Annotated in this window: 23 protein-coding genes; 8 read left to right on the forward strand and 15 right to left on the reverse strand. The window is 66.8% G+C overall.

Annotation, left to right across the window (positions count from 1 at the left end; genetic code table 11):
• Positions 1–111 precede the first annotated feature (111 nt).
• Genes QX039_RS12490 through QX039_RS12520 form a run of 7 tightly spaced genes read left to right on the forward strand, consistent with a single transcriptional unit; the run spans position 112 to position 6,705 of the window.
• Entirely contained in the window at positions 112–1,167 is a 1,056-nt protein-coding gene (locus QX039_RS12490; protein ID WP_315771290.1) for an ABC transporter ATP-binding protein, read from the forward strand.
• Entirely contained in the window at positions 1,164–2,021 is an 858-nt protein-coding gene (locus tag QX039_RS12495) for an ABC transporter permease (RefSeq protein WP_315771291.1), read from the forward strand. The genes QX039_RS12490 and QX039_RS12495 overlap by 4 nt, the downstream gene beginning before the upstream one ends.
• Before the next feature lie 5 nt (positions 2,022–2,026).
• The gene (locus tag QX039_RS12500) at positions 2,027–2,821 is read left to right on the forward strand and encodes an ABC transporter permease (protein WP_315771293.1); all 795 of its coding nucleotides are present in this window, start codon (positions 2,027–2,029) and stop codon (positions 2,819–2,821) included.
• Positions 2,822–2,825: 4 nt separating this feature from the next.
• Positions 2,826–3,119, forward strand: coding sequence for a (2Fe-2S)-binding protein (locus QX039_RS12505; RefSeq protein WP_315771295.1), 294 nt, complete (start codon positions 2,826–2,828; stop codon positions 3,117–3,119).
• Positions 3,112–4,506, forward strand: coding sequence for an FAD/NAD(P)-binding oxidoreductase (locus QX039_RS12510; protein WP_315771296.1), 1,395 nt, complete (start codon positions 3,112–3,114; stop codon positions 4,504–4,506). The genes QX039_RS12505 and QX039_RS12510 overlap by 8 nt, the downstream gene beginning before the upstream one ends.
• Positions 4,490–5,662, forward strand: a complete 1,173-nt coding sequence (locus tag QX039_RS12515; protein WP_315771297.1) for an FAD-dependent oxidoreductase — start codon at positions 4,490–4,492, stop codon at positions 5,660–5,662. The genes QX039_RS12510 and QX039_RS12515 overlap by 17 nt, the downstream gene beginning before the upstream one ends.
• Positions 5,659–6,705, forward strand: coding sequence for an ABC transporter substrate-binding protein (locus QX039_RS12520; protein WP_315771298.1), 1,047 nt, complete (start codon positions 5,659–5,661; stop codon positions 6,703–6,705). Before QX039_RS12515 ends, QX039_RS12520 begins: the two co-directional genes overlap by 4 nt.
• A 348-nt stretch (positions 6,706–7,053) precedes the next feature.
• Here the strand turns inward: QX039_RS12520 and QX039_RS12525 are convergent, their stop codons facing one another.
• Entirely contained in the window at positions 7,054–7,776 is a 723-nt protein-coding gene (locus tag QX039_RS12525) for a pyridoxamine 5'-phosphate oxidase family protein (protein WP_315771300.1), read from the reverse strand.
• Positions 7,777–7,840: 64 nt separating this feature from the next.
• Here QX039_RS12525 and QX039_RS12530 point away from each other — a divergent pair, with 64 nt between their 5' ends.
• Positions 7,841–9,289: a PLP-dependent aminotransferase family protein gene (locus tag QX039_RS12530; RefSeq protein ID WP_315771302.1), complete on the forward strand. Its 1,449-nt coding sequence runs from the start codon at positions 7,841–7,843 to the stop codon at positions 9,287–9,289.
• A 166-nt stretch (positions 9,290–9,455) separates the two neighbouring features.
• Here the strand turns inward: QX039_RS12530 and QX039_RS12535 are convergent, their stop codons facing one another.
• From QX039_RS12535 to QX039_RS12600, 14 genes are all read right to left on the reverse strand, one after another.
• Complete coding sequence (locus QX039_RS12535) at positions 9,456–10,034, reverse strand: hypothetical protein (protein WP_315771303.1); 579 nt, start codon at positions 10,032–10,034, stop codon at positions 9,456–9,458.
• A 94-nt stretch (positions 10,035–10,128) separates the two neighbouring features.
• Complete coding sequence (locus QX039_RS12540; protein ID WP_315771304.1) at positions 10,129–10,923, reverse strand: class II aldolase/adducin family protein; 795 nt, start codon at positions 10,921–10,923, stop codon at positions 10,129–10,131.
• Between the two features lie 174 nt (positions 10,924–11,097).
• Positions 11,098–12,639, reverse strand: coding sequence for a galactarate dehydratase (garD, locus tag QX039_RS12545; RefSeq protein WP_315771306.1), 1,542 nt, complete (start codon positions 12,637–12,639; stop codon positions 11,098–11,100).
• A gap of 225 nt (positions 12,640–12,864) precedes the next feature.
• Positions 12,865–14,313: an aldehyde dehydrogenase family protein gene (locus tag QX039_RS12550; RefSeq protein WP_315771309.1), complete on the reverse strand. Its 1,449-nt coding sequence runs from the start codon at positions 14,311–14,313 to the stop codon at positions 12,865–12,867.
• 54 nt (positions 14,314–14,367) lie between these two features.
• The gene (gene gudD, locus QX039_RS12555) at positions 14,368–15,723 is read right to left on the reverse strand and encodes a glucarate dehydratase (protein WP_315771311.1); all 1,356 of its coding nucleotides are present in this window, start codon (positions 15,721–15,723) and stop codon (positions 14,368–14,370) included.
• A gap of 159 nt (positions 15,724–15,882) precedes the next feature.
• The gene (gene kdgD / locus QX039_RS12560; protein WP_315771313.1) at positions 15,883–16,827 is read right to left on the reverse strand and encodes a 5-dehydro-4-deoxyglucarate dehydratase; all 945 of its coding nucleotides are present in this window, start codon (positions 16,825–16,827) and stop codon (positions 15,883–15,885) included.
• 134 nt (positions 16,828–16,961) lie between these two features.
• Entirely contained in the window at positions 16,962–17,864 is a 903-nt protein-coding gene (locus QX039_RS12565) for a LysR substrate-binding domain-containing protein (RefSeq protein ID WP_315771315.1), read from the reverse strand.
• Positions 17,865–18,030: 166 nt separating this feature from the next.
• Positions 18,031–18,669, reverse strand: a complete 639-nt coding sequence (locus QX039_RS12570; RefSeq protein ID WP_315771316.1) for a DsbA family protein — start codon at positions 18,667–18,669, stop codon at positions 18,031–18,033.
• A complete protein-coding gene (locus QX039_RS12575) occupies positions 18,666–20,780 on the reverse strand; it encodes a protein-disulfide reductase DsbD family protein (protein WP_315771317.1) in 2,115 nt (704 codons plus the stop codon). Before QX039_RS12575 ends, QX039_RS12570 begins: the two co-directional genes overlap by 4 nt.
• Positions 20,781–20,958: 178 nt before the next feature.
• Positions 20,959–21,300, reverse strand: coding sequence for a hypothetical protein (locus tag QX039_RS12580; protein WP_315771318.1), 342 nt, complete (start codon positions 21,298–21,300; stop codon positions 20,959–20,961).
• Between the two features lie 152 nt (positions 21,301–21,452).
• Complete coding sequence (locus tag QX039_RS12585; protein ID WP_315771320.1) at positions 21,453–22,340, reverse strand: MBL fold metallo-hydrolase; 888 nt, start codon at positions 22,338–22,340, stop codon at positions 21,453–21,455.
• A 69-nt stretch (positions 22,341–22,409) separates the two neighbouring features.
• Entirely contained in the window at positions 22,410–22,613 is a 204-nt protein-coding gene (locus QX039_RS12590) for a DUF2892 domain-containing protein (RefSeq protein WP_315754876.1), read from the reverse strand.
• An 89-nt stretch (positions 22,614–22,702) separates the two neighbouring features.
• The gene (locus QX039_RS12595) at positions 22,703–23,371 is read right to left on the reverse strand and encodes a Crp/Fnr family transcriptional regulator (RefSeq protein ID WP_315771433.1); all 669 of its coding nucleotides are present in this window, start codon (positions 23,369–23,371) and stop codon (positions 22,703–22,705) included.
• Positions 23,372–23,640: 269 nt separating this feature from the next.
• Positions 23,641–24,552 (reverse strand): DUF1259 domain-containing protein, encoded by a 912-nt coding sequence (locus QX039_RS12600; RefSeq protein WP_315771322.1) that lies wholly within the window; start codon positions 24,550–24,552, stop codon positions 23,641–23,643.
• Between the last annotated feature and the right edge of the window lie 11 nt (positions 24,553–24,563).

The raw sequence follows: 24,563 nt of genomic DNA on the forward strand, positions 1-24,563 counted from the left end.
ATTCAGAATATCGGAATTCGCGATTGACCATCTGGTTCGCTCCCCGGCATGAAAGAGCCCCAGGGCGGCAATCCCTGCCGATGGCGAAGGGAGCCTCCCGCGCGAGGACGCATGGGTTTCCTGACGCTGGACGGTCTGACGAGGCTCTACGGCGATGTCGCTGCGGTCAGCGATGTCAGTCTCAGCGTCGCCAAGGGCGAGTTCATCTCGCTGCTCGGTCCGTCCGGCTGCGGCAAGACCACGACGCTTCAGATGATCGCCGGCCTGGTCGAGCCGACGTCCGGGCGCATCACGCTCGACGGTCGCGACATCACCCATGAGAAGCCGGACCGCCGCGGCCTCGGCATCGTGTTCCAGAGCTACGCGCTGTTTCCGCACATGACGGTTGCGCAGAACGTCTCCTTCGGGCTCGAGATGCGCAAGGTCGCGCGAGCCGAGCGCGAGGCGCGCGTCAGCCAGGCGCTGGCGCTGGTGCAGCTCGCATCGCTCGCCGACCGCTATCCGCGCCAGCTCTCCGGTGGCCAGCGCCAGCGCGTGGCGGTGGCGCGCGCCCTCGTCATCGATCCGCCGGTGCTGCTGCTCGACGAGCCCTTGTCCAATCTCGACGCCAAGCTGCGCGAGGAGATGCAGTTCGAGCTGCGCGGCATCCAGCGGCGCGTCGGCACCACCACGATCATGGTGACGCATGATCAGAGCGAGGCGCTCTCGATGAGCGACCGCGTGGTGGTGATGGAGCAGGGCCGCATCATGCAGGTCGACGCGCCGTACCGGCTCTACGAAAATCCTGCGACGCCCTTCATCTCCTCCTTCGTCGGCAAGATGAACCGGCTGTTCGGCGTGTGGCGCCATGGCGGGGTCGAGAGCGGCGGCCGCGTGCTGCCCTGCGAGGGTGCTGGTCTCACGGCTGGCGCGGCTGCCGTGCTGGCGATCCGGCCGGAGAAGATCGGTCTGGCCGCTCCCGGCGCCGGCGTGCTCGACGGCCGCATCAAGGCGCGTTTCTTCCTCGGCAGCGCCTGGTTCTTCACCGTGGAGACCCCGGCCGGGGTGATCGGCGTCTCCCTGCCCAATGCAGGCGGGGAGCCGGCGCGCGAGGGCGATCAGGTCGGGCTCGCCTGGAGCAGCGCCAGCGCGCACGCGTCCAAGCCGGACGGAGCGTCACCGGCATGAGCAGCGGGCGCGCCAGTGCGACACCATGGTTATTGGCGGCGCCGGGCGCGCTGCTGTTCGCCGCATTGGTCGTCGTGCCGCTCGCGCTCACGCTGATCCTGTCGCTCCACGTCTATGACGCCGCGACCGGCGTCAAGGACGAGACCACGCTGACGCACTACATCGCCATCCTCTCCGACAGCTACTTCCTCAATATCTTCTGGCGCACCCTGCGGCTTGCGGCGCTGACGACCTTGGTCTGCGCAGCGATCGGCGCGCCCGAGGCCTACATCCTGGCGCGCATGCGCGAGCCCTGGCGCTCGGCGTTCCTGCTCGCGATCATCGGCCCGCTGCTGGTCTCGGTCGTGGTGCGTGCCTTCGGCTGGAGCATGCTGCTCGGCCCCACCGGCCTCGTGAACGAGGCTTTCCGCGCGGTTGGCCTCGGCACTGTTAGGATCCTCTACACCGAGACGGCCATCGTCATCGCGCTCGTGCATGTGATGCTGCCCTTCATGGTGATTCCGGTCTGGACCTCGCTGCAGAAGCTTGATCCGATGGTCGAGGCCGCCGCCTGGACGCTCGGCGCCTCGCGCTTCACCGCGCTGCGCCGGGTGGTGTTGCCACAGGTGACGATGGGGCTGCTGTCGGGGTGCCTCGTCGTGTTCGGACTATCAGCGTCCGCGTTCGCAATCCCCGCGCTGCTCGGCGGCCGTCGGCTGAAGATGGCGGCGACGCTGGTCTATGACGAATACATGCACGAGCTGAACTGGCCGCTCGGCGCGGCCATCGCGATCCTGGTGCTCGTCATCAACCTCGTCATCATGCTTGTCTACCAGCGCTTGGTCGAGGCGCGCGCCAGGCGGACGCTGGGGTGAGCGGCATGCGCCACAATGGTCCCATCGCGCTTGTCTTTCACGCGCTCGTCGTCGGCTTCGTGCTGGCGCCGCTGATCGTGATCTGCCTCGTCGCGTTCACGCCCGCCAACACCTTGACCCTGCCGACCACGCAGTTCTCGCTGCGCTGGTTCACGGCCGTGTTCGCGCATCCGGATTTCGTCGCCTCCTTTCTCAACAGCCTGTGGGTCGCAGCGACAGCCGCGACGATCGCGGTCGTGCTCGCGGTCGCCGCCGGCCTCGCGCTCGATCGCTATGAGTTCCGCGGCCGTGCCGCGCTGAACGCCCTGTTCCTGTCGCCCTTGATGATCCCGCATCTCGTGCTCGGCGTGGCGTTGTTGCGGCTGTTCGCTCTGCTCGGCGCCACCGGCAGCTTGCTTTGGTTGACAGCGGGCCACATCGTCGTGGTCACGCCCTATGTGCTCCGGCTGGTGCTGGCAGCGTTGTCGGGCCTCGATCGCAGCGCCGAGCAGGCGGCGGTGACGCTCGGTGCCTCGCGCTGGATCGTATTTCGCCGCATCACCGTGCCGATGATCCTGCCCGGCATCACCGGCGGCTGGCTGCTCGCCTTCATCAACTCCTTCGATGAGCTCACGATGTCGATCTTCATCACCTCGCCCGCCACCGTCACCCTGCCAGTGCGCATGTACATGTACGCGACCGAATCGATCGACCCGATGATGGCTGCCGTATCGGCGCTGATGATCGCGGTGACGGCGGCCGCGATGCTGCTGCTCGACCGCATCTTCGGTCTCGACAAGATCCTCGTCGGGCAGGGCTGACACCATGCCGCTGCTGCATCGCCTGGTTCGCAACGATAGCGCCGTCATCTCCTTCACGATCGATGGCGTGCCCTGCGACGGCCGCGCCGGCGACACCGTTCTGACGGCGGTGCTCTGTCACGTCGAATGGCTGCGCCACAGCGAGTTCTCCGCCGCGCCGCGCGCCGGCTTCTGCCAGATGGGCGCCTGCCAGGACTGCTGGGTGCAGCTCGCAAGCGGCGAGCGGCTGCGCGCCTGCACGACGCCGCTCACCGCGGGCATGCACATCGTCACGCAGCGGGGACGCAGCCATGGCTGAGCGCGCGCCGCCCCTGATCGTCGGCGCCGGTCCGGCCGGCATCCGCGCCGCGATGACATTCGTCGCCGCCGGCCTGCGGCCGGTCGTGATCGACGAGGGCCACGCCTGTGGCGGCCAGATCTATCGCCAGCCGCTGAGCCCCGACGGCCGCGATAACCGCGCGCGCTACGGCTCGGAGGCTCCGAAGGCCGCGCGGCTGCATCACGACTTTGCGGCGCTCCGTACTGCAATCGACTATCAGCCAAATACGCTGCTGTGGAATCTGCGCGACGGCGCGGCCGACATCTTGCGTGGGGGTATCAGCCAGCGGGTCAGCTATGACGGGCTCATCCTCGCGACCGGCGCGACCGATCGCGTACTGCCGATCCCTGGCTGGACCCTGCCGGGCGTGTTCACGCTCGGCGGCGCGCAGATCGCGCTCAAGGCGCAGGGCTGCGCGATCGGCCGACGCGTGGTGTTCGCCGGCTCCGGCCCGCTGCTCTATCTGGTTGCCTGGCAATACATGAAGGCCGGCGTCGATGTCGCTGCCGTGCTCGACGCGGCGCCCTTGTCTGCGAAGCTCAATCTGCTGCGCGCATTGCCGCTCGCGCCGGGCATCGTGCTGCGTGGGTTGCGCATGGCGGTGGAGTTGACGCTGCGCGGCACTTGCGTGCGGTTCGGCGTCTCCCGGCTCCGGATCGAGGGCGAGGGCAGGGTGGCGCGCATCGTCTATCGGGCCGGTGGGCGCGAACACGCGATCACCTGCGACGGCGTCGGCTACGGCCTCGGTCTGCGCTCGGAGACTCAGGCTGCTGATCTCGCCGGCTGCGCCTTTCGCTTCGATGCGCGCGACCGCGCGCATCGTCCGGTTCGCGACGTCAGTGGCCGCAGCAGCGTCGCGGGCGTGTACCTCGCCGGCGACGGCGCCGGCATTGCCGGCGCCGATGCCGCTGAGGCCGCCGGCGAGCGGGCCGCGCTGGCATTGTTGGAGGATCGCGGCCTGCCGCATGATGCCATGCGCGCCGCCGTCCTCGAACATGCGCTTGCGAGGATCGACCGGCTGCGCGACGTGCTCGAAGCCGCCTTTCCCTATCCATCGCATTGGGCGGGCGACATCGCCGATGACACGCTGCTGTGCCGCTGCGAGGAGATCGATGCCGGCGAGGCGCGGCGCGCGATCAGGGATTTCTCGCTCACCGAGATCAATCGTCTGAAGGCGGTGACGCGCATCGGCATGGGCCGCTGCCAGGGCCGCATGTGCGGCGCGGTCGCCGCGGAGCTCTTGGCTGCGCAGACGCGCCGCGACATCGGCGCTGTCGGCCGGCTGCGCGCGCAGGCGCCGATCAAGCCGATCCCGCTGGCCGTGAGCCTATCCCTCGACGAGAGGCAGCATGACCCGGCGCATTGACTGCGATGTCGCGATCGTCGGCGGCGGGCTGGTCGGCAGCTCCGCCGCGCTGGCGCTGCGCGGCATGGGCTTCTCCGTCACGCTGCTCGACAAGGGCTTCTGTGGCGCGCAGGCGAGCGGCGTGAACTATGGCGGCGTGCGCCGCCAGGGCCGCCCGCCCGAGCAACTGCCGCTGTCGCAGCGCGCGCATGCCATCTGGCCGCAGCTCGCGCAGCTTATCGGCATCGACGGCGAGTTCCTGCGCTCCGGCCATCTCAAGCTCGCGCGGACGCCTGCGGACATGGCAAGCCTGGAGCGCTACGCCGCCGAGGTCGCGCCGTTCGGGCTCGCTCTCGAGCTGATCGGCCACAATCGACTGCGCGAGCGCTTCGGCATCGCGGGCGGCGTCGTCGGCGGCTCGTTCTGCCCCGGCGACGGCCACGCCAATCCCCGGCTGGTCGCCACCGCCTTCGCCGCAGCGGCGCGTCGCGCCGGCGCCGAGGTTCTGGAGAACACGGAGGTCACGGGCGCCACCAGGACGTTCGAGGGCTTCGTGGTCGAGGCCGGCGACGTTACCATCAAGACGCGTACGGTCATCAACAGCGCCGGTGCCTGGGCCGACGGCTTGGCGCGCGCGTTCGACGAGCCGGTGCCGCTGGAGCGCACCTATCCATCGATGATCGTGACCGAGCCGCTTGATCCATTTCTCGGCGTCAATATCGGCATCGAAGGCGGCGGCATCTATGCGCGGCAGGTGGCGCGCGGCAATGTCGTGGTCGGCGGCGAGCGCGCTGCGCCACTCGACGATCCCGACCACTCGCGCCCGCGCAGTGACGGCGTGCTTGCGATCATGCAGCGCGCCACCGCGCTGTTTGGTCCGCTGCGCCATGCCCAGGCGATCCGGTTCTGGAGCGGCACCGAGGCGACGATGCCCGACCGCAACCCGGTGATCGGCCCGAGCGCCACGACGCCGGGACTGATTCACGCCTTCGGCTTCTCTGGCGCCGGCTTCCAGATCGCGCCGGGGGTCGGCGATGTGCTGGCCGAGCTGGTGCGCGACGGCGAGACCTCGACGCCGATCGCAGCCTTCGCGATCACCCGTTTCTCACCCGCATCGCAGCCGGGCGATGCATCTCAAGCAGCAATGACGACAGGATCGAAGGAGACCTCGCCATGATCGATGCTCGCGCCGCGCTCGGCTCAGCCCTCGCACTCGTGCTTGCAACCGCCTCCGCGCACGCCGAAACCAAGACGCTCTATGTCGGCATGAACGGCGGCAATTTCGAGCGCACCTACACGCAGGCGGTGTTCCCGGAGTTCGAGAAGGCCAACGACGTCAAGATCGTCGTCGTGCCCGGCACCTCCTCGGAGATCCTCGCCAAGGCAATCGCGGCCAAGGACAGGCCGCAGATGCATGTGATGTTTCTCGACGATGGCGTGATGATCCGCGCCGCCGGTCTCGGGCTGTGCGAGAAGCTGAAGCCGAGCGATGGCCTGGCGCAGCTCGAGCCGTTCGCGCGTCTCAAGGACGACATCGCCGCCGGCATCGACATCGGCATGACTGGCCTTGCCTACAACAAGAAGCTGTTCGACGAGAAGGGCTGGGCGGCGCCGACCTCCTGGCTCGATCTGGCCGATGCCAAATACAAGGACAAGGTCGTGTTCCAGTCGGCCTCGGTCTCGACCTTCGGCCTGCACGCCTTCCTGATGTTCAACCGCATCAAGGGCGGCAACGAGGCCAATGTCGAGCCTGGCTTCAAGGCGTTTCCCGACACGATCGGCAAGAACGTGCTCGAATACATCCCGAACTCGGCCAAGATCTCCGAGATGGTGCAGACCGGCGAAGCCGCGATCTTCCCGCTGACGCCGACTGCGGTGTCGACATTGAAGGAGAAGGGCATTCCGGTGGAGTATGCTCAGCCGAAGGAAGGCTCGGTCGTGCTGATGGTCGCCGAATGCGTCATCGCCAACAACTCCGAAGCCGAACTGGCGCAGAAGCTCGCCGCCTATCTGCTGTCGCCGGAAGCGCAGGCCAAGGCGCTGGCGGCCGGCAACATCGTGCCGTCCAACACCACCGCGAATGCCACGACTCCGGCAGCCGAGCAGAAGCTCGCGACCTTCCACGGCTACATGAAGAGCGCCGTCACGCTCGACTGGGACGTCATCAACGCCAGGCGCCCGGAGTGGAATACGCGCTGGAACAGGATGATCGAGCGCTAAGCCGTCATACGGGCGCGCAACTAACAGTCTGTCGGAACCGTCTCCTCTAGTTATGGATCTCGGCGTTTCGCCGGGACGAAATCGGTGAGTGTCGAGGCAGATGCGCGTCATTCTCCCGCTGTCGTCCCGGACAAGCCGCGGCGCGCGAGAGCGCGTCGGGGCGCCGATCCGGGACCCATACTCCGCGGCGGATGTGATGTGCGTGAGCTGCTAACGACGATGCTGCCTCAAACCGCTCCCTGCGGTTATGGGTCCCGGCGTTCGCCGGGACGACAGTGGTAGTTGTCGAGGGAGATGCGTGTCATCCTCGACGGTCGCTTTTCTCCAGCTTACATCCTGGCGCGTGGACTAATCCGCCGGATAGCTCGTCGCATAGGCCTCCGTCAGCGTCTCATCGAGCCGCCGTCCAGCGCTGAAACCTGCCAGCGTCGCGGGACGGGTGACGCCCCGCAGCAAGCGGCCATCGGGCTCCGGCGGCCCGATCAGGGTGTGCACCGGAATGCGCTCGGCGTAGATCGGCAGCGCATAATCCTCGTCATCATCGATCACGCCGGCCGCTCGGATCTTCGCCGATGCCTTTTCGATCTCCATGGTCACGACTGACGTGGCCTTGAGCTCCTGCTCCGTGGTCGGGCGCAGGCTTGCAGTGCGGCCGGGAAACAGGCGATCGACCATCATCACCAGCGCGCGCGCCTTCTCGGCCTGATCCTCGATCAGCCGGGCATGCCCGAACGCCATCACCGAGCGGTAGTCGGCGGAGTGATGGAAGGCGCTGCGCGCCAGCACCAGGCCGTCGAGATGGGTGACGGTGAGACAGGCCGGCTGTCCCTCGGACAGGCTGCGCAGCATGCGGCTGGCGCTCGATCCATGCCAATACAGCGTCGTTCCCTCGCGCCAATACAGCGTCGGCGTGCAATAGGGCTGGCCGTCGATGACATACGAGACGTGGCACAGTGTTGCGGAGTCGAGCAGGGCATGGACGGTCGCATGATCGTAGTGGGCGCGCTGATGCCGCCGCTTGACCCGGTTGGTGTCGTCGACGGGATAGCTCGGCATCTGTTGCTCGGACATCGTCAGTCTCCTGTTTCCGTCGACGTCATGCCATGGCAAAGTGGTTGCCGGGAGTTCCACTTCGATGCGAAAGCAAGCAACCACTTTGCGGCGCCGCGACGACGTGCTGGCGCTGCCGATCCACCTCGACCGTGCCATCCGCAGCCGGTCGCAGCAGGTGCACGGCGCGCTGCGGAGCGGCATCGTCGATGGCCTGCTCCTGCCCGGCCTTCGTCTGCCTTCGACGCGAGGGCTTGCCGAGCAGCTCGGCGTCCGCCGCAACGCGATCGTCACAGCCTATGAGGCGCTGCTGTCGGATGGCCTGGTCGAGGCGCGCCACGGCGCCGGCACCTATGTCGCCGCCCGGCTGCCCGCGCCGCAGGTTGCCGCACCGGTTGCGGAGTTGGATATACGTATTCCGCCGCGCCGGCCGTTCGCGCTCGGCTACACGCTGGTCGATCCCGTGCTCTTGAGGCGACTCGCCGCAGCCAGCCGGCGCCGCATCGCCCACGCCGCGCCCGACGAGCTCGGCTATGGCGATCCGCGCGGCAGCCTGCATCTGCGCACCCAGGTCGCGCACTACCTTGCCGCCAATCGCGGCGTACGCTGCGACCCAAGCTGCATCCTGATCGTGAGCGGCACCCAGCATGGCCTGCGGCTGTGCATCGACGCGTTGCTTGCGCCGGGCGATCCCGTCTGGTTCGAGGACCCCGGCTATGTCGCCTCGCGCCACACGTTGAGCACAACCGGCGCGAAGTTGGTCCCCGTTCCCGTCGATGATGAAGGCGTCATGGTCAGCTCGGGCGAGAAGGCGTACACGGCGGCCAAGGCCGCCTATGTCACGCCATCGCACCAGTTTCCGACCGGCGTTGCGATGAGTATGGCGCGGCGCATCGCGCTGCTCGACTGGGCGCGCAGGGCGGACGCCTACATCTTCGAGGACGACTACGACAGCGAATACCGCTTTGCCGGCCCGCCGCTGACGGCGCTGGCCGGAATCGGCGGTGAGCGCGTGATCTATCTCGGCACCTTCGGCAAGACGCTGTTCGCGGGACTGCGGCTCGGCTACCTCGTGGTGCCGCCGGCGCTGGTCGCGCGGGTCGTCGCAGCGCGCGCGGCGCAGGACCGGTTTCCGCCGGCCTTCATGCAGGACGCTCTGGCCGACCTGATGGCCGACGGCGTGCTCGCGGCCCACATGCGGCGGCTGCGTCCGCGCTACCGCCAGGCGCGCGATGTCGTCGCCGAGGCGCTCGCCAGGCATGGCAAGGGAAGCCTGCAACTGGCCGCGCCGTCGCAAGGGTTGCATCTGCTGGCGACCTTGCCGCCGGCAGCGCCGAAGGGCGCAGCGAAACTGATCCGCGACCGCGCCGGCATCGAATGCCGGCTGTTGTCGGATGCGCGGATCGTGCAGCGCGGGCCCGACGGTTTCATCCTGGGCTATTCGGGCTTTGCAGCGAAGGATCTCGCCGATGCCGCCAGGCGGCTCGGTCGCGCCACGCTGGACATCCTGGGCGCGGCCGGGCGCCCGCGTTGAGCGTCATCAATGCTGCAGGTGTGGCCGAGCCGGGCGAGACGGATCGCAAGCCTCGGGCATCATCTGCCGCGAGAATGCGCCCTCATGTTCATGGCTGTGCGAGATGTGGTTTGGAACAGATGCGCGTCAGGCGGCCCGGATGGGCATTGTCGCACCCGCGGCGCGTTCATTCATAGGGATTGTGCTCGGCGTTCGTCATCGTCTGGCGCACCCGGCGCAAGGTGATGGGTGTGCCGTCGGAGACGAACTGCAGCTCATAGGCGCGGCCGCCGTCGTCCTTGGCGGAGCAGGTCACGCTCGTGACCTTGAGCATCGCGAAATTGCCGACCTGACGGCACACGCCGGCCGAGCTCTTCGTCGCCGGCACCGGAATGCCATCGACCTTCGGACGATGCTTGGAATTCAGCAGCATGCGGTCGATCGGCAGTTCGTAGACGTTCTGAATCGACCTGCGGCCATTGACGCCGGAGAATGCGATGATGTGGCTCTCGTCGGCCGGATCGTCGAGCGCGACGGTGAAATGAGCCCGCCCCTTCTCGCTGTGAAAGAACGCCACCGTCTTGCACGAAAATTCGCGGCCATCGACCTTCGCGGTGCGGCAGGAGCCGGACATCAGCGCATAGAGGTCGATGTCGGGCTTGTTCTCAGACGTGCTGGCAGCCGTCATCGGCGCCTGGGCCAGACAGGACGAGCCGAGGCAGAGGCCGAGCGCGACGGCGACAATGCGAGGAAAATGCAGGGACATCCGCGGCGTCAGGCCCGATGGGAGAATCAGGAATTAAGTTTCGATCAACGGATGTGTCAACTTTGCGGCAAAATGAGGTCGGTGTCGCCGGACGCTATTTGCCAATCTGCACCCTCTGCTTCCACAACACCCAGGCACGATCCATGATCACCATGTTGACGCCATCGGCCTTGGCGGCCTCCTCGGCGCTGAGATACGTCACCTCGGAGCCGAGCCCGAGGGCCTGGGCCTGAAGCTTCGCATTCACATCGGTGTAGTAGGCGCGGAACACGGCGGCCTGGACTGCAGGACCGACGGTGACGTCACCATGGCCGCGCATCAGCACCACGGACTTGTCGCCGAGCGCGGATGCGAGCGACCTGCCGATGGCGTTGTTGCGCACCAGCATGTCGGTCGCGCCGAACTCCTTGCCGATGTCCCACACCGGGGCGCCGTCGCCGAGAAAGGCCGCATTATGATAGAGCGGCTTCAAGGGTGTACGGCTGACGCTGAAGGGGACGACGCCGGGCGAATGCGTGTGTACCACCGCGTTGACATCCGGGCGGGCCTTGTAGATCTCGGCATGGATGAAGCGTTCGAGGAAGACGGCGCGGTTCTTGGCATCGACCGGCTCGCCGTTCTCGTCGAATTCCATGATGTCATTGGCCGTGACCTGCGCCGGCGCGATCGAGCGCGCCATCAGGAAGTGGCGCGGATTGGTGGGATGCCGCGCACTGACATGGCCGAAGGCATCGACGACGCCGAGATCGGCGAGCACGCGGCTGCCGGTCGCGATGTCCTCCAGCAGTTCGCGCGGCACGCCGGGGATGGAGTCTTCGGCGCGAGAGGGGGCGGCGGAGAGGAGGAGGGCGGTGACGGCAATCGCGGCGAAGCGGCTGAAGCTGGACATCTGGCTCTTCCTCCCGGCCTTCGTTGTCTAGGCTCGTTGCTTCAACATACGCGTCATTGCGAGCGAAGCGAAGCAATCCAGGATGGTGGTCGGGACCCTGGATTGCTTCGCTTCGCTCGCAATGACGGGGAGAGGTTTGAGCGAGGCAACTGGCATGGCAGGGTGAGCGCTCCCTCAGGTCACCGGCGCCGGATTGAACAGCGTCAGATCGTTGTGGATGCCCCAGCGATCCGACCACGGCTTGATGCGGCCGCTCGCGACGTCGAGGATCAGCTTGAACAACTCCCAGCCGGTTTCCTCGATCGTCATCTCGCCGGTGGCGATGCGGCCGGCGTCGAAGTCGATCAGGTCCTTCCAGCGCCGCGCCAGTTCGCTGCGGGTCGCGACCTTGATCACGGGCGCGGCGGCGAGGCCGTAGGGCGTGCCGCGGCCGGTGGTGAACACCTGGAGCGTCATGCCGGAGGCGAGCTGCAGGGTGCCGCAGATGAAGTCGGAGGCGGGCGTGGCTGCGAACAGCATGCCCTTCTGCTTGGCCTTCTCGCCCGGCGCCAGCACACCATGGATCGGACCGGAGCCGGACTTGACGATCGAGCCCAGCGATTTCTCGACGATGTTGGCGAGCCCGCCCTTCTTGTTGCCCGGCGTCGTGTTGGCGCTGCGATCGGCGCCGCCGCGGGCCAGATAAGAGTCGTACCAGTCCATCTCGCGGATGAGCGCGCGGCCGACGTCCTCGTTGATCGCGCGCCGGGTCAAGAGCTGGATGGCGTCGCGAACCTCCGTCACCTCGGAGAACATCACGGTCGCGCCGGCGCGCACCAGCAGGTCGGCGGCGAAGCCGACCGCAGGGTTGGCGGTGACGCCGGAGAACGCGTCGCTGCCGCCGCATTGCAGGCCGATCACGAGATCGGCTGCCGGGCAGGTCTCGCGCGTGCGCTTGTTGAGCTGCGCGAGGCGACGGTCTGCCTGGGTCATGATCGCCTCGACGATCGCGCCGAAGCCATCGAAGGCCTCGTCCTGCATGCGCACGATCGAGTCCTCGGTGCCCTCCGGCAGCAGCCGTTCCGGCGCGAGCTTCTCGCAGCCGAGGCCGACGACCAGGATCTCGCCGCCGAAGTTGGGGTTCAGCGCGAGGTTCTGCAAAGTGCGGATCGGCACCACGGCATCTGGCGCCGTAATCGCGACACCGCAGCCATAGGCGTGGGTCAGCGCGACGACGTCATCGACATTGGGGTACTTCGGCAGCAGCTCGTTCTTGATGCGCTTGATCGCGAATTCCAGCGTGCCCTTGACGCATTGCACCGAGGTCGAGATGCCCAGCACGTTGCGGGTGCCGACCGAGCCGTCGGCATTGCGGAAGCCCTCGAAGGTGTAGCCTTCGAGCGGCGGCAACGGCGCCGGCACGGCGGTCGAGATCTCCAACTGGTCCAGTGCAGGGGCCTCGGGCATGTCGATGCGGGCTTCATCGACCCATTCGCCGGCTGCGATCGGAGACTTGGCGTAGCCGATGATCTCGCCGTAGCGAATGATGGGCGCGCCTTCGGCGATGTCGACCAGTGCGGTCTTATGGCCTTGCGGCACGAAGCTCTTCAGCGTCAGGCCGTCGGGAAATTTGGTGCCGGCGGGCAGGCCGAAATCGTTGACCACGATCGCGACGTTGTCGCGCGCGTTGAGCTTGATGGTGCGGGGCTCCTGGTTGGCGACGACCTGCTGGTTCATGCTCGCTCCGTGCTGCTCCGTAGGGTGGGCAAAGCGAAGCGTGCCCACCGTCTTTCGTTCGTCTTCGAGCTGTCGGTGGGCACGGCGCTTCGCGCCTTTGCCCACCCTACAGGTCTTGGTTTCCGTCATTGCGAGCGAAGCGAAGCAATCCAGGGCCGAACAGGAGGTCTGGATTGCTTCGTCGCTTCGCGCCTCGCCATGACGGCGCTCACGACGGGCGAGGTCTCACACCGGATAGGTGTAGGCCGTCTTCACCGTCGTGTAGAACTCTCGCGCGTAGGAGCCCTGCTCGCGGGCGCCGTAGCTCGAGCCCTTCCGGCCGCCGAACGGCACGTGATAGTCGACGCCGGCGGTCGGCAGGTTGACCATCACCATGCCGGCCTCGCTGTTGCGCTTGAAGTGCGAGGCGTATTTGAGGCTGGTGGTGCAGACGCCCGCCGCGAGACCGAACTCGGTGTCATTGGCGATTGCCAGCGCCTCGTCGTAGTTCTTCGCACGGATCACGCAGGCAACCGGCCCGAAGATCTCCTCGCGGGCGATGCGCATGGTGTTGGTGGCCTCGGTGAACAGCGCCGGCTGCATGTAGAAGCCGGGCGTCTCCCGGTTCAGGAGCTCGCCGCCCCAGGTCAGCTTGGCACCTTCGTCCTGGCCGATCTTGAGATAGCGCTGGTCCTGCTCGAGCTGATTGCCGTCGACCACCGGGCCGATATGGGTGCCCTGCTTGACGGCGTCATCCACGACCAGGCCCTTCAGCCGCTCGGTCAGCGCGGCAACGAATTTGTCGTGGATGCCCTCGGTGACGATCAGGCGCGAAGACGCGGTGCAGCGCTGGCCGGTCGAGAAGTAGGAGCCGTTGGCGGCGGCCTCGACCGCGACCTTGACGTCGGCGTCGTCGAGCACGACGAGCGGATTCTTGCCGCCCATCTCAAGCTGGAACTTCTTCATCGGGTTCGACAGCACGCAGGCCTGCGCGATCTTGCGCCCCGTGCCGACCGAGCCGGTGAAGGAGATCGCGGCGACGTCCGGATGCTCGAGCAGGGTCTGGCCGACCACAGAGCCGGAGCCGACGACGAGGTTGAACACGCCGGCGGGAAGGCCGGAGCGCGCGATGATCTCGGAGAGCGCATGCGCCGAGCCGGGCACCAGCTCGGCCGGCTTGAACACCACCGTGTTGCCGTAGCAGAGCGCGGGCGCGATCTTCCAGGCGGGGATCGCGATCGGGAAATTCCAGGGCGTGATCATGCCGACGACGCCGACCGCCTCGCGGGTGATCTCGACGTCGAGGCCCGGACGTACCGAGGCGCCCTTCTCGCCGGTCAGGCGCAGCGCCTCGCCGGCAAAGAACGCAAAGATCTGCCCCGCACGCGCCACCTCGCCGATGCCCTCCGGCAGCGTCTTGCCTTCCTCGCGCGCCAAGAGGCGGCCGAGCTCTTCCTTGCGCGACAGGATCTCCGCCGAGATCTTGTTGAGCGCGTCATAGCGCTCCTGCGGGGTCGAGCGCGACCACGCCGGAAAAGCGGCCTTGGCGGCGGCGATCGCCTTCTCGGTCTGCGCGCGGTCGGCCTTGGCATATTCGCCGACGACGTCGTTGGTGTTGGACGGGTTGATGTTGCGGGTCACCCCGCTGCCGTCGACCCACTCGCCGGCAATGAAATTCTTGAGGATCGCGTTCATGTTGTTCTCCAGACTTTTGCGCGATTGCTCGGACAATCTAACCGATCGCCTCCGTCATCGCACGAGACAGGGGCGCTTGTCGTCGAAGGTCCAGCCGGGGATCAGATACTGCATTGCGACGGCGTCGTCGCGTGCGCCGAGCCCGTGGCTCTTGTACAGCGCATTGGCCTTTTCGATGGCGCCGCGGTCAACCTCGATGCCGAGCCCGGGTTGCTCGGGCACGGCAATCCTGCCGCCCTTGATCTGCAGCGGCGCCTTGGTCAGCGCCTGGCCGTCCTGCCAGATCCAGTGGGTGTCGATCGCGGTGACCTTGCCCGGTGCGGCGGCGGCCACATGGGTGAACATCGCCAGCGAAATATCGAAATGGTTGTTGGAGTGCGAACCCCAGGTCAGGCCATTGTCCTTGCAGGTCTGGGCGACGCGGACCGAGCCCTGCATGGTCCAGAAATGGGGATCGGCCAGGGGGATGTCGACCGCGCCGAGCCGCAGCGCATGGCTGAGCTGCCGCCAATCGGTGGCGATCATGTTGGTCGCGGTCGGCAAGCCCGTCGCGCGGCGGAACTCGGCCATGATCTCGCGCCCGGAGAAGCCGGCCTCGGCGCCGCAGGGGTCCTCAGCATAAGCAAGGATGCCGTGCATGTCCTTGCACAGCCGGATCGCCTCGTCCAGCGACCAGGCGCCGTTCGGGTCGAGCGTGACGCGCGCCTGCGGAAAGCGCTTGGCGATCGCGGTCACCGCCTCGATCTCGGCCTCGCCCTTGAGGACGCCGCCCTTCAGCTTGAAGTCGGCGAAGCCGTAGGCGTCATGCGTAGCCTCGGCGAGCCGCACCACGGCCTCGGGCGTCATCGCCTCGCGGTGACGGAGCGTGAACCAGCCGTCCTTCTCGCCTTCGCCGGTGGCGTAGGGCAGGTCCGTCTTCCTGCGGTCGCCGACGAAGAACAGATAGCCGAGCGCCTCGACCGACGTGCGCTGCTGGCCTTCGCCGAGCAGCGCCGCGACAGGCAGAAGGAGATGCTGGCCCAGGAGGTCGAGCAGCGCGGATTCCACCGCCGTCACCGCGTGGATCATCACGCGCAGATCGAAGGTCTGCTTGCCGCGGCCGCCGGCGTCACGGTCGGCGAAGGCGGTGCGCATCGTGGCGAGGATGGTACTGCAGGCGCCGATGCTTTTGCCCACGATCAGGCTCTTCGCATCCTCCAGCGTCTGCCGGATCTTCTCGCCGCCGGGCACTTCGCCGACGCCGGTGTGGCCGGAATTGTCGGTGAGGATGACGAGGTTGCGGGTGAAGAACGGCCCATGCGCGCCGCTGAGATTGAGCAGCATGCTGTCACGGCCGGCGACCGGAACGACCTCCATGCCGGTGACGACCGGCGCGCCGGAGATGCCGGTCTTGGTGGCCTCGTGACTCATTTGCTCCTCCTTCGGTCTCTTGTTCGTACAATCGTCATTCCGGGGCAGCCCGTCAGGGCTGAAGCCGGAATCTCGAGATTGGCTTGCGTCTTGTCTTTTCCATCAATCTCGAGATTCCGGGTTCAAGGCCTCGCGGCCTTGCCCCGGAATGACTGTAAATCACTCCGCCGCCTGCTGCGCCGAGACGGCGCCTGGCAGCGCCTTCACCAGCGCCGTCAGCTCCGCCATCTCCTCGGCATCGAGATCGGTCAGCGGCAGGCGGACAGGGCCGGAATCGCGGCCGATCACCTTCATGCCGGCCTTGATGATCGAGACCGCGTAGCCCTTCTTGCGGTTGCGTATCGCGATCAGCGGCAAAATGAAATCCTTCAATCCGGCCTGGATGGTGGCGTGGTCGCGCTTGCGCACCGCGGCATAGAAGTTCGTCGCGAACTCCGGTACGAAGTTGAACACGGCCGAGGAGTAGGTCGTCACGCCCATGTCGAGATAGGGCAGCGCGAAGGTCTCCGCGGTCGGCAGGCCACCGATATAGGTCAGGCGGTCGCCCATCTTGGTGTAGACCCGGGTCATCAGCTCGATGTCGCCGATGCCGTCCTTGTAGCCGACCAGGTTCGGGCAGCGCTCGCACAGCCGCGCCAAAGTGTCAGGCTGCAGGATGGCGTTGTCGCGGTTGTAGACGATGACGCCGATCTTCACCGACTTGCAGACCTCCTCGACGTGGGCGGCGAGGCCGTCCTGCTCGGCATGGGTCAGATAGGGCGGCAGCAGCAGGAGGCCGTCGGCGCCGGCCTTCTCGGCGCCAATGGCGATCTCGCGCGCGATCGCGGTGCCGTAGCCGGTACCCGCCAGCACGGGCACCCGGCCGCGGGTCTCGTGCACCGCGACCTCGACGACCTCAGGCACCTCCGCAGGGGTGAGCGAGAAGAACTCGCCGGTGCCGCCGGCGGCGAACAGGCCTGCGACCTCATAGCCGCAAAGCCAGTCCATGTTGGCGCGATAGGTGGCCTCGTCGAACGAATAGTCGGCCTTGAATGGCGTCACGGGGAAGGAGAGCAGGCCGCTGCCGATCTTCGCAGCCATTTCCGTCGGGGTCATCTTGCTCATCGTGCGGGTCCTTCACGAATGTCTTACGGAATGGCGCGGCACGGGCGCCAGAGCGCATTCTCTGGGCGCTGTCGTAGGACCAAGTTCAATGCCGGTCCAAGCCAATGACGGTATCGATTGATGCAGATCAGATATCAATCTTCCGCTTGCTGCACGGCGAGATTGCCGGCCAGCTCGACCAGCGCCGGCAGCAGGGGATTGTCGTGATCGCGCCGCCAGACCAGGAACAGCTCGGCCGGCGTCGGGTTGCGCAGCTTCAGCGGCCGCAGCCGGACATCGGCGATCTTCAAGCTGGAGGCCGCTTCGGGCACGATCGCAAGCCCGAGGCCGGCGCGCACCATCGCCAGGATCGAGTGGATCTGGCTCAGGTGCTGCACGTAGCGCGGCAGCACCTCTGCGCGCATGAACTGCGACACCAGGAGATCGTGGAAATAGCGCGCCTCGGTCTGCGAATACATGATGAAGTTCTGGCCGTCGAAATCACGGATCGACACGGTCTCGGCCGAGGCCAGCCGATGCCGGCGCGGCAGCGCGGCGCAGAGCGGCTCGGCGACGACGCGGCGGGTGGCGAATTCGGGCCGCGCGATCGGCGGCCGCAGCAGGCCGGCATCGATCTGGCCGGAGGCGAGCGCCTCGATCTGGTCGCCCGAGACCATCTCCTTCAGCGACAGATCAGCTTCGGGCAGCTCTGTTCGGCAGGCGGCGACGAGGTCGGGCAGGAAGCCGTAGGCGGCGGCCGCGGTGAAGCCGATCTTCAGCGACCCGCTCTTGCCGCTGGCGATGCGCTGCGCCACCTGGGCGGCGCTCTCCGCCATCTTCAGGATGCGCCGCGCCTCCGGCAGGAAGCTGCGCCCGGCCGGCGTGAGCTTCACCGAGCGGCTGGTGCGCTCGAGCAGCACCGCATCGATAATGTGCTCCAGCACCTGGATCTGCCGCGACAGCGGCGGCTGCGTCATGTTGAGCCGGATCGCGGCGCGGCCGAAATGCAGCTCCTCGGCCACGGTGACGAAGCAGCGCAGCTGGTTGAGGTCGAACATCGATGCGTCCTCGGCATGGATAGGGCCGGTGGTGCGAGTTTGGTAGCATCGATTGGGGGCAGTGGGAATATTGGCGGGATCTCCGGCCGCGGCTTTGGCAGACGCGCCAAACTCGGCGGTTGGCGTCAGGCAGGGCCACTGCTTGACCCCCCCGTCAGGCGCCGGCTCACTTGCCGGACGCAGCAGCGCGGGCATCCGCAATGGCCTGCTTGAAAGCCTGTGCATTGGGGACGCCGGGGATGCGGAAATGGCCGATGATGAAGGCCGGCGTGCCGCGGAAGCCGAGGCCCGTGGCCTGCTCGTGGTTGCGCGCAAGCACGGCGTCGATGTCGGCGCGCTTGGCCGCGAGGTCGGCCTTGGCGCGGGCGAGGTCGATTCCGGCGCCGCTGAGCGCCGCATCGACCTTGGCCTCCGACAGCTTCTCGTTGAGCGAGATCAGCGCCTCATGGGCTTCGGCGAACTTGTCCTGATATCTCGCCGCCAGGGTGAGACGCGCCGCGTAGATCGAGGCGCCGCCGAAGATCGGCCAATCCTTGAAGACGAGACGGACGTGACCGTCGTCGCGAACCACCTTGGCGAGCTCCGGGCTGATCTTGCGGCAATACGGACACTGATAGTCGAAATACTCGACGATCGTGATGTCGCCATCGGCGTTTCCGACAGCGGGGATGGCGGGATCGTGCAGGATGCGCGCTTCGCTCAGAATGTCGGTGTCGTCGTCCTCGGCGCGAGCCTGGATCGGCAGGATGGCCGCAGTCAACAGCAGCAGCATGGCGATCGATGCGGTAAAGCCCTTCATGGTCATGACTTGTCGTTCTCCTGATGAGGGATGGTCGATGCGGTGTCGATGGCATCCAGCACGGTCTGCGGCGTCAGCAGTTCGGGGAGCAGGATGCCGTTGGGAGCTCCGGGGCCGTACACGATGTTGAACGGCAGGCCGTAGCGGCCGAAGGATCGGAGGTAGGTCGCGATCGCGTCGCTGGGCGAGGTCCAGTCCGCCTTGACGGCAACGACACCCGACGCGAGTCGGCTGCGCACGGCCGTGCTGTCGAGCACGAGCTTTTCGTTGACCTTGCAGGTGACGCACCAGCTGGCGCCGATGTCGACGAAGACCGTATGGCCGGCACGCACCTGTGCCGCGATCTCGGCCGGAGCCAGCGGCTGCCAGGCGATCTCGGCCACCCGGTCCCTGCCGTCCGGCGCCTTGATGTAGGTTGCTGCCGTCAGCGCCAGACCTGTCGCGATGGCGAGGCCGGCTCCGGCGATCGTTCGCCGCAACGGGAAACGGAGCGCCGCCGTGATCAGCGCAGGGACGAGCAGCGCAGCGGCGAGGATGACCGCAGTCGAGGGTCCACTGATGTCGGCGAGCACGGTCAGCAGCCAGAGCGCGGTCGCCGCCATCGCGGCCGCTGCGACGGCGCGCAGCTTCAGCATCCAGCGGCCGGGCCGCGGGAAGAGTGCGGCAAGGCCCGGCGCCGCGGCGAGAGACAGATACGGCGCAGCCATGCCGAGCCCAAGCGTGGTGAACACCAGCAGGATCTGCGGCGCGGCCTGCGACAGCGCAAAAGCGACGGCGGTGCCGACGAATGGCGCCGAGCACGGCGTGGCCAGCAGCGTCATGACGAAGCCGTTGATGGCATGACCTGCCATCGTCCTGCGGCTCGCAGCGTTGCCGAGGCGGCCGGCGATCCACCACGGCAGGCTGATCTCGAACAGGCCGAGCAGGTTGGCGCCGAATGCTGCGAGCACGATGATCATCGCGATGAGGAAAGCGGGCTGCTGAAACTGCAGGCCCCAGCCGACTTCGGCGCCCGCGGCCTTGAGCGCGGACAGGATGATGGCAAGGGTCACGAACGAGGCGACGATGCCGGCCGCCGTCGCCAGGAATGCCCGACGCGGCGAGGGCGCGTGTGCGGGATCGTGATCGACCAGCGAAACGAGCTTCAGCGACAGCACCGGAAACACGCAGGGCATGAAGTTGAGGATGAAGCCGCCGAGCAGGGCCACGCCGAGAATGGCCCAGATCGATGCCGCCGAAGGACGCGGTGCCGGTGTGGCTGCTTTGGCCGCAGAAGCGTGAGCAGCTTGATCGACATCCACCGGAAGCATGGCTTCTACCGATCGGTCGCCATCGACCAGGGTGACCCGCAGGCGTTGCACCGGACCGGCCCGATCGAGGCCTTGCACCGGCACGGCGATCCGTACGCCGCCGTCCGACATCGTGCTCACCTGGGGACGGCCGCCGGACACGGCGTCGTCCCCATCAAGGAAGACGTCGGGCGCGTGCAGTGGCGGCGTCGCATGCGCTTCGAGCAGCAGTTGCGGCTTTGGTTGCCGATCGATGCGCAGCGCCGTGATGGAAAGTCCGGGCGAACTCGCCCGCGGGACGCTCTGCCGCCATTCGTCGATCAGCGCCTGATCGTTCGGCCGACGCGAAACGGCGGGGATGTCGGCCTCGAGATCGGCCTCCTGTTGGGTGCAGATGACCGAGCAGACGAACAGCACGGCCTTCAGCGTGAGATGTGCGGGCGCCGCTCCATCCCCGAGCCGCACGTGCAACGGAAACAGCACGTGCTCGGCATAGCCGAACGTGTCGATATCCTGCTCGCTGAAGCGGCTCGGCGCCGGCCATTCGACGGTGACATCGGCGACGTTGCGCGAGCCGCTCCAGTCGAATTGCGGTGGTGCGCCGGCGTCGCCGGCCGAGCGCCAATAGGTGTGCCAGCCTGCATCCAGCCTGACATCCAGTCCCGCCCACGCCGTGGCCGGGCCGCCGTCTGCTCGCGTGATGTCGCCGACCAGCAGGCGCGTGTCGACGTTCGCCTGCGGCCGCAACTGACCCGCGGCGGCGGTCGTCGCCGCAAGATGGAGCAGGCCGAGCAGCAATACGAGCCGGCCAAGATGACGGATGGACATGATGATCTCCCGCGCGCTGATCGCACATTGCGGTGGCCGCTGCGCCGCGCGATCCGGCGCAAGGCACGCCTAGAGACGGGCACCACGAGCCGATCCGCGTGACCCGCGATCGATGTTGGATATTCGTTCGCTCAAGTCACGGCGTTACGCTGCCCGTGAGCCGATGAGCACGGAACGGTCAGGCGTGGCGACAGGGAGGACGGTAGGGCGAGGACCCGTAGCATTGCGTCGTCAGCGCCTCGTCATAGGGGCGCCAGGACAGCGTCCGGGAGGCGGCAACCGGCTGTGCCGCAGGATTGTCGTTCGCCGGGACGGCGGTCAGACCAGCCGCGGCAAACGGACAGGTGTTGATCATGCCCGGAAGGACGGCCTTCCTGCACGGCTTGGGCGCGCTCGTGGTCGTTCGGGACCATTGAGGGGCACCGGCACCGGTGTCTGCCGTGGCAACCTCGAACGTTCCGAGCAGAGGCGCCAGACTCAAGACGAGCGCGATCAGCGCCGCCATCAGGCGGCGTGTCATCGCGGGCATCTCGAAATCAGCATGCCTCATCTTGGATCATCTGCTCCAGCTTGGACTGGTCGCGCAGACCGGCCGCTCTTGGCAACTGACATCTTCGTGACGCCGCGAACTTGCGGCCCAGGCCGGCATCGCGTGAGCAAAGCGAGTGGTTCTCAAAGTACGTTGATCGGTACCTTCAGGAATGTCTTTCCCGTCGCGTCCGCGGGAGGCAGATGTCCGGCGCGGATATTGACCTGAAGCGATGGAATGATCAGGCGCGGCATGCCGAGCGTCTTGTCGCGGGCCTCGCGAAGCGCAACGAACTCGTCCTCGGTCATCCCGTCTCGCGCGTGGATGTTGTGGAGCCGCTCCTCGCCGACGGTCGTTTCCCAGCGCACCGCGCGGCCGTTGGGGGCATAGTCGTGACACATGAACAGCCGGGTCTCGCGCGGCAGCGTTTCAAGGATCTTCCGGATCGAGCGAAACAGCGTGCGCGCATTGCCGCCTGGAAAGTCGGCCCGCGCCGTTCCCCCGTCGGGCATGAACAAGGTGTCGCCGACGAAAGCTGCATCGCCCATCACGTGCGTGGCACAGGCGGGCGTGTGACCGGGCGTGTGCATCACGAGGGCCGTCATCTGTCCCACCTGATAGGTGTCACCATCCTTGAACAGCCGGTCGAATTGGCTGCCGTCGCGGCGAAACTCCGTGCCCTCGTTGAAGACCTTGCCGAAGGTCTCCTGCACGGTCAGGATATGCTCGCCGATGCCGATCTTGCCGCCGAGTTTGTCCTGGATGTAGGGCGCAGCGGAGAGATGATCGGCATGCGCATGCGTTTCGATCAGCCACTCTGGCCGGAGTCCGTTGATCTTCACGTAGTCGATCAGCATGTCGGCGGAACGGGTGCTGATGCGGCCGGCCGCGTAGTCGATGTCGAGGACGGGATCGACGATCGCGCAGCACGGCGATGACGGGTCCTTCACCACATAGCTGATCGTGCTGGTGTCAGGATCGAAAAATCCGGCCACCTTCGGCTGCACGCGGAGATCGATTGGATAGGACATGGCTGCTGCTCCACGATTTGGCTCCGGGGCGGCATCGCCGCCCACGCCGCGTTTGTCGTCCTGCGCGGTCTAAGGCATCGGACTGGATTTCGTTCCGCAGGTATTGATGCCGAGCATCGCGTAGGGCGGGCACCAGCCGATCAGTGCGGTGCCGAGCGGGATCAGGCCCAGAAGGCCCCACAAGGTCTGCGGCCCTACGACCGTGAGACTGAGGATCGCCAGTCCGACGATGATCCTGAGCAGCCGGTCGATCTTGCCAATGTTCTGTGTCATGTCGCGCTCCCCTTTGGCTTGCGATGATGCCAACGATAGAGCGGGATACGGCGCGCGTATGTAACTAAGTCACCAAGAGGAGCCGGTTCCTAATCATGCTGGGCCAGCTGGACAAGCGCCGGTCTGTCGGTGATCTCGACGATTCCGCGAGCCATTCGCAACCAGCCGCGCCGCGCGAATTCATTGAGCTGGCGGCTGATGACCTCGCGTGCGCTGCCGAGCTCGTTGGCGAGATCCTGATGCGTTGCAACGATCTGCTGCTTTGCCCCGGCAAGCTCGAGAAGCTTCTGGGCGAGCCGCACATCGATCCGCTCGAACGCAACCTCCTCGATGATGCGGAAGAGATTGGTGACGCGGCGGCTGAACGCGGTGAAGACGAACTGACGGAATTCGCGCGAGCTGGCGATCAGCCGGTCGAACAGCGCGCGCGGGATCGCCACGGCGCGGATCCGGGTCTCCGCGATGCCCTCGGCCTGGTATTCCTCGTAACCCATCAGGCAGGCCGTGGTCAGCGCGCAGCTTTCGCCTGCCTGGACGCGGTAGAGCACGATCTCGCGGCCGGACTCGGACGTCTGCTGCACCCGGATGGTCCCGTCCAGCAGCAGCAGGAAGGAGTCCGGCGCCTGGCCGGGGCCGAAAATCCGGCTGCCTTCCGGAAGCTCGACAATGAGGCTGGCCTCGCGCAACTGCGCGAAGATCTCCTCCGGCAGTTGTCGCAACGGCGGGAAAGCGCTCGTCCAGTCCTGCTCCGACGACATCACGACATCCGGCTGCGCCACATCGGCGTCGTCCAGACTTGCCATAGGATCGCGCGTGGGTCGAGGGACGGGATCTGCCCCCCCCCCGACCCTAATCTTCGGCACCACGAGGGAGCTCGCATGGACTCCGGCAGCGCGTTGCCTTGCAACCGATCGGCGTCTCACGCATGCGCGGCCGTTGCAGGCGGGCCAGACCAACAGGTTGCCGCACCTGCCGGCAGAGCAAGGCGCGCGCACTCTCGGACCGCGCCTTTCCTCGCTCTTTGCTCTTAGCTCTTGGTGCTTGCCGTCTTGTCGAGCGCCGCCCGCAAACCCTTGGCGAGCTTGATCGCATCATCGTTCGCCCAGAAGTGCATGAAGAAGAGGCGGGGGTGTTCGTCCAGCATGTGGCTATGCAGCGCCGTGACCTCGATGCCGTGGGCACGGAGCGTCCGGATCACGGGGTTCACCTCCTCCCCGCTCAGCACGAAGTCACCGGTGACAGCGGCCTTGCCCGCGCCGGTCGGCTGGAAGTTGATGCCCGTCGCGACGCCCATCGCCGCGACGGGAGACAAGGATAGTCCGCCCTCGACAATTGGATCGCGTCGCGGCACGTTGAACTGATAGACTCCGGCATTGGCCTGTCCTTTGACCGCCAGGATCTGATCGAGCTGTGCCGTATCGAGATCGATGGCCGGCGGCGTGGTCGGCGACGCCGCAATCGTCAACGGTGTCTTGCTGTCGGCGAGGGCGTCGCGGATGGCGGACGCGAGTTTGACCGGATCGCCGTGACCGGCGACATGCATGTAGAACGTTGCTGGGCTCGCGCGGAGCAGATGGTTGTGCACGGCGCTGATTTCGAGCCCGCCGGCGATCATCTTCGCCATTACCGGATTGACCTCTGATTCCAGCAGGACGAGATCGCCCATGATCATGGTGCCGCCATGCGCCGGCTTGAACGCGACCCAGCCGCCGAGCGCGAGCGCCGGCCTGATGGTTACGCCGTCCAGAGTCACCGCGAGATCGGTGCGCGGGAAGCCGTACCGGCGGACGTCTCCCGCCACGGATGGTTTCCGGCCCAATGTCTCGTCGACCTTCTGCCAATCGGTGTCCTGTGCGCGCGCCGTCGAGACGATCGGTTCGGCGCCGTGTGCGAGGAGGCAGGCGCCGAGGCCCAACAGACTCCAGATCGTGCTTCTCATCGTTCGCTCCT

It is taken from the genome of Bradyrhizobium sp. SZCCHNR1043 (assembly GCF_032489675.1).
Taxonomy (GTDB): domain Bacteria; phylum Pseudomonadota; class Alphaproteobacteria; order Rhizobiales; family Xanthobacteraceae; genus Bradyrhizobium.

Coding starts and splice junctions, on each gene's coding strand:
- QX039_RS12495 (WP_315771291.1), top strand. CDS start 1,164: ATGAGCAGCGGGCGCGCCAGTGCGACACCATGGTTATTGGCGGCGCCG.
- QX039_RS12575 (WP_315771317.1), bottom strand. CDS start 20,780: ATGTCCATCCGTCATCTTGGCCGGCTCGTATTGCTGCTCGGCCTGCTC.
- QX039_RS12510 (WP_315771296.1), top strand. CDS start 3,112: ATGGCTGAGCGCGCGCCGCCCCTGATCGTCGGCGCCGGTCCGGCCGGC.
- QX039_RS12500 (WP_315771293.1), top strand. CDS start 2,027: ATGCGCCACAATGGTCCCATCGCGCTTGTCTTTCACGCGCTCGTCGTC.
- kdgD (WP_315771313.1), bottom strand. CDS start 16,827: ATGAGCAAGATGACCCCGACGGAAATGGCTGCGAAGATCGGCAGCGGC.
- QX039_RS12550 (WP_315771309.1), bottom strand. CDS start 14,313: ATGAACGCGATCCTCAAGAATTTCATTGCCGGCGAGTGGGTCGACGGC.
- QX039_RS12600 (WP_315771322.1), bottom strand. CDS start 24,552: ATGAGAAGCACGATCTGGAGTCTGTTGGGCCTCGGCGCCTGCCTCCTC.
- QX039_RS12535 (WP_315771303.1), bottom strand. CDS start 10,034: ATGTCCCTGCATTTTCCTCGCATTGTCGCCGTCGCGCTCGGCCTCTGC.
- QX039_RS12595 (WP_315771433.1), bottom strand. CDS start 23,371: ATGTCGTCGGAGCAGGACTGGACGAGCGCTTTCCCGCCGTTGCGACAA.
- QX039_RS12530 (WP_315771302.1), top strand. CDS start 7,841: ATGCGAAAGCAAGCAACCACTTTGCGGCGCCGCGACGACGTGCTGGCG.
- QX039_RS12580 (WP_315771318.1), bottom strand. CDS start 21,300: ATGACACGCCGCCTGATGGCGGCGCTGATCGCGCTCGTCTTGAGTCTG.
- QX039_RS12515 (WP_315771297.1), top strand. CDS start 4,490: ATGACCCGGCGCATTGACTGCGATGTCGCGATCGTCGGCGGCGGGCTG.
- QX039_RS12565 (WP_315771315.1), bottom strand. CDS start 17,864: ATGTTCGACCTCAACCAGCTGCGCTGCTTCGTCACCGTGGCCGAGGAG.
- gudD (WP_315771311.1), bottom strand. CDS start 15,723: ATGAGTCACGAGGCCACCAAGACCGGCATCTCCGGCGCGCCGGTCGTC.
- QX039_RS12505 (WP_315771295.1), top strand. CDS start 2,826: ATGCCGCTGCTGCATCGCCTGGTTCGCAACGATAGCGCCGTCATCTCC.
- QX039_RS12590 (WP_315754876.1), bottom strand. CDS start 22,613: ATGACACAGAACATTGGCAAGATCGACCGGCTGCTCAGGATCATCGTC.
- QX039_RS12520 (WP_315771298.1), top strand. CDS start 5,659: ATGATCGATGCTCGCGCCGCGCTCGGCTCAGCCCTCGCACTCGTGCTT.
- QX039_RS12490 (WP_315771290.1), top strand. CDS start 112: ATGGGTTTCCTGACGCTGGACGGTCTGACGAGGCTCTACGGCGATGTC.
- garD (WP_315771306.1), bottom strand. CDS start 12,639: ATGAACCAGCAGGTCGTCGCCAACCAGGAGCCCCGCACCATCAAGCTC.
- QX039_RS12570 (WP_315771316.1), bottom strand. CDS start 18,669: ATGACCATGAAGGGCTTTACCGCATCGATCGCCATGCTGCTGCTGTTG.
- QX039_RS12540 (WP_315771304.1), bottom strand. CDS start 10,923: ATGTCCAGCTTCAGCCGCTTCGCCGCGATTGCCGTCACCGCCCTCCTC.
- QX039_RS12585 (WP_315771320.1), bottom strand. CDS start 22,340: ATGTCCTATCCAATCGATCTCCGCGTGCAGCCGAAGGTGGCCGGATTT.
- QX039_RS12525 (WP_315771300.1), bottom strand. CDS start 7,776: ATGTCCGAGCAACAGATGCCGAGCTATCCCGTCGACGACACCAACCGG.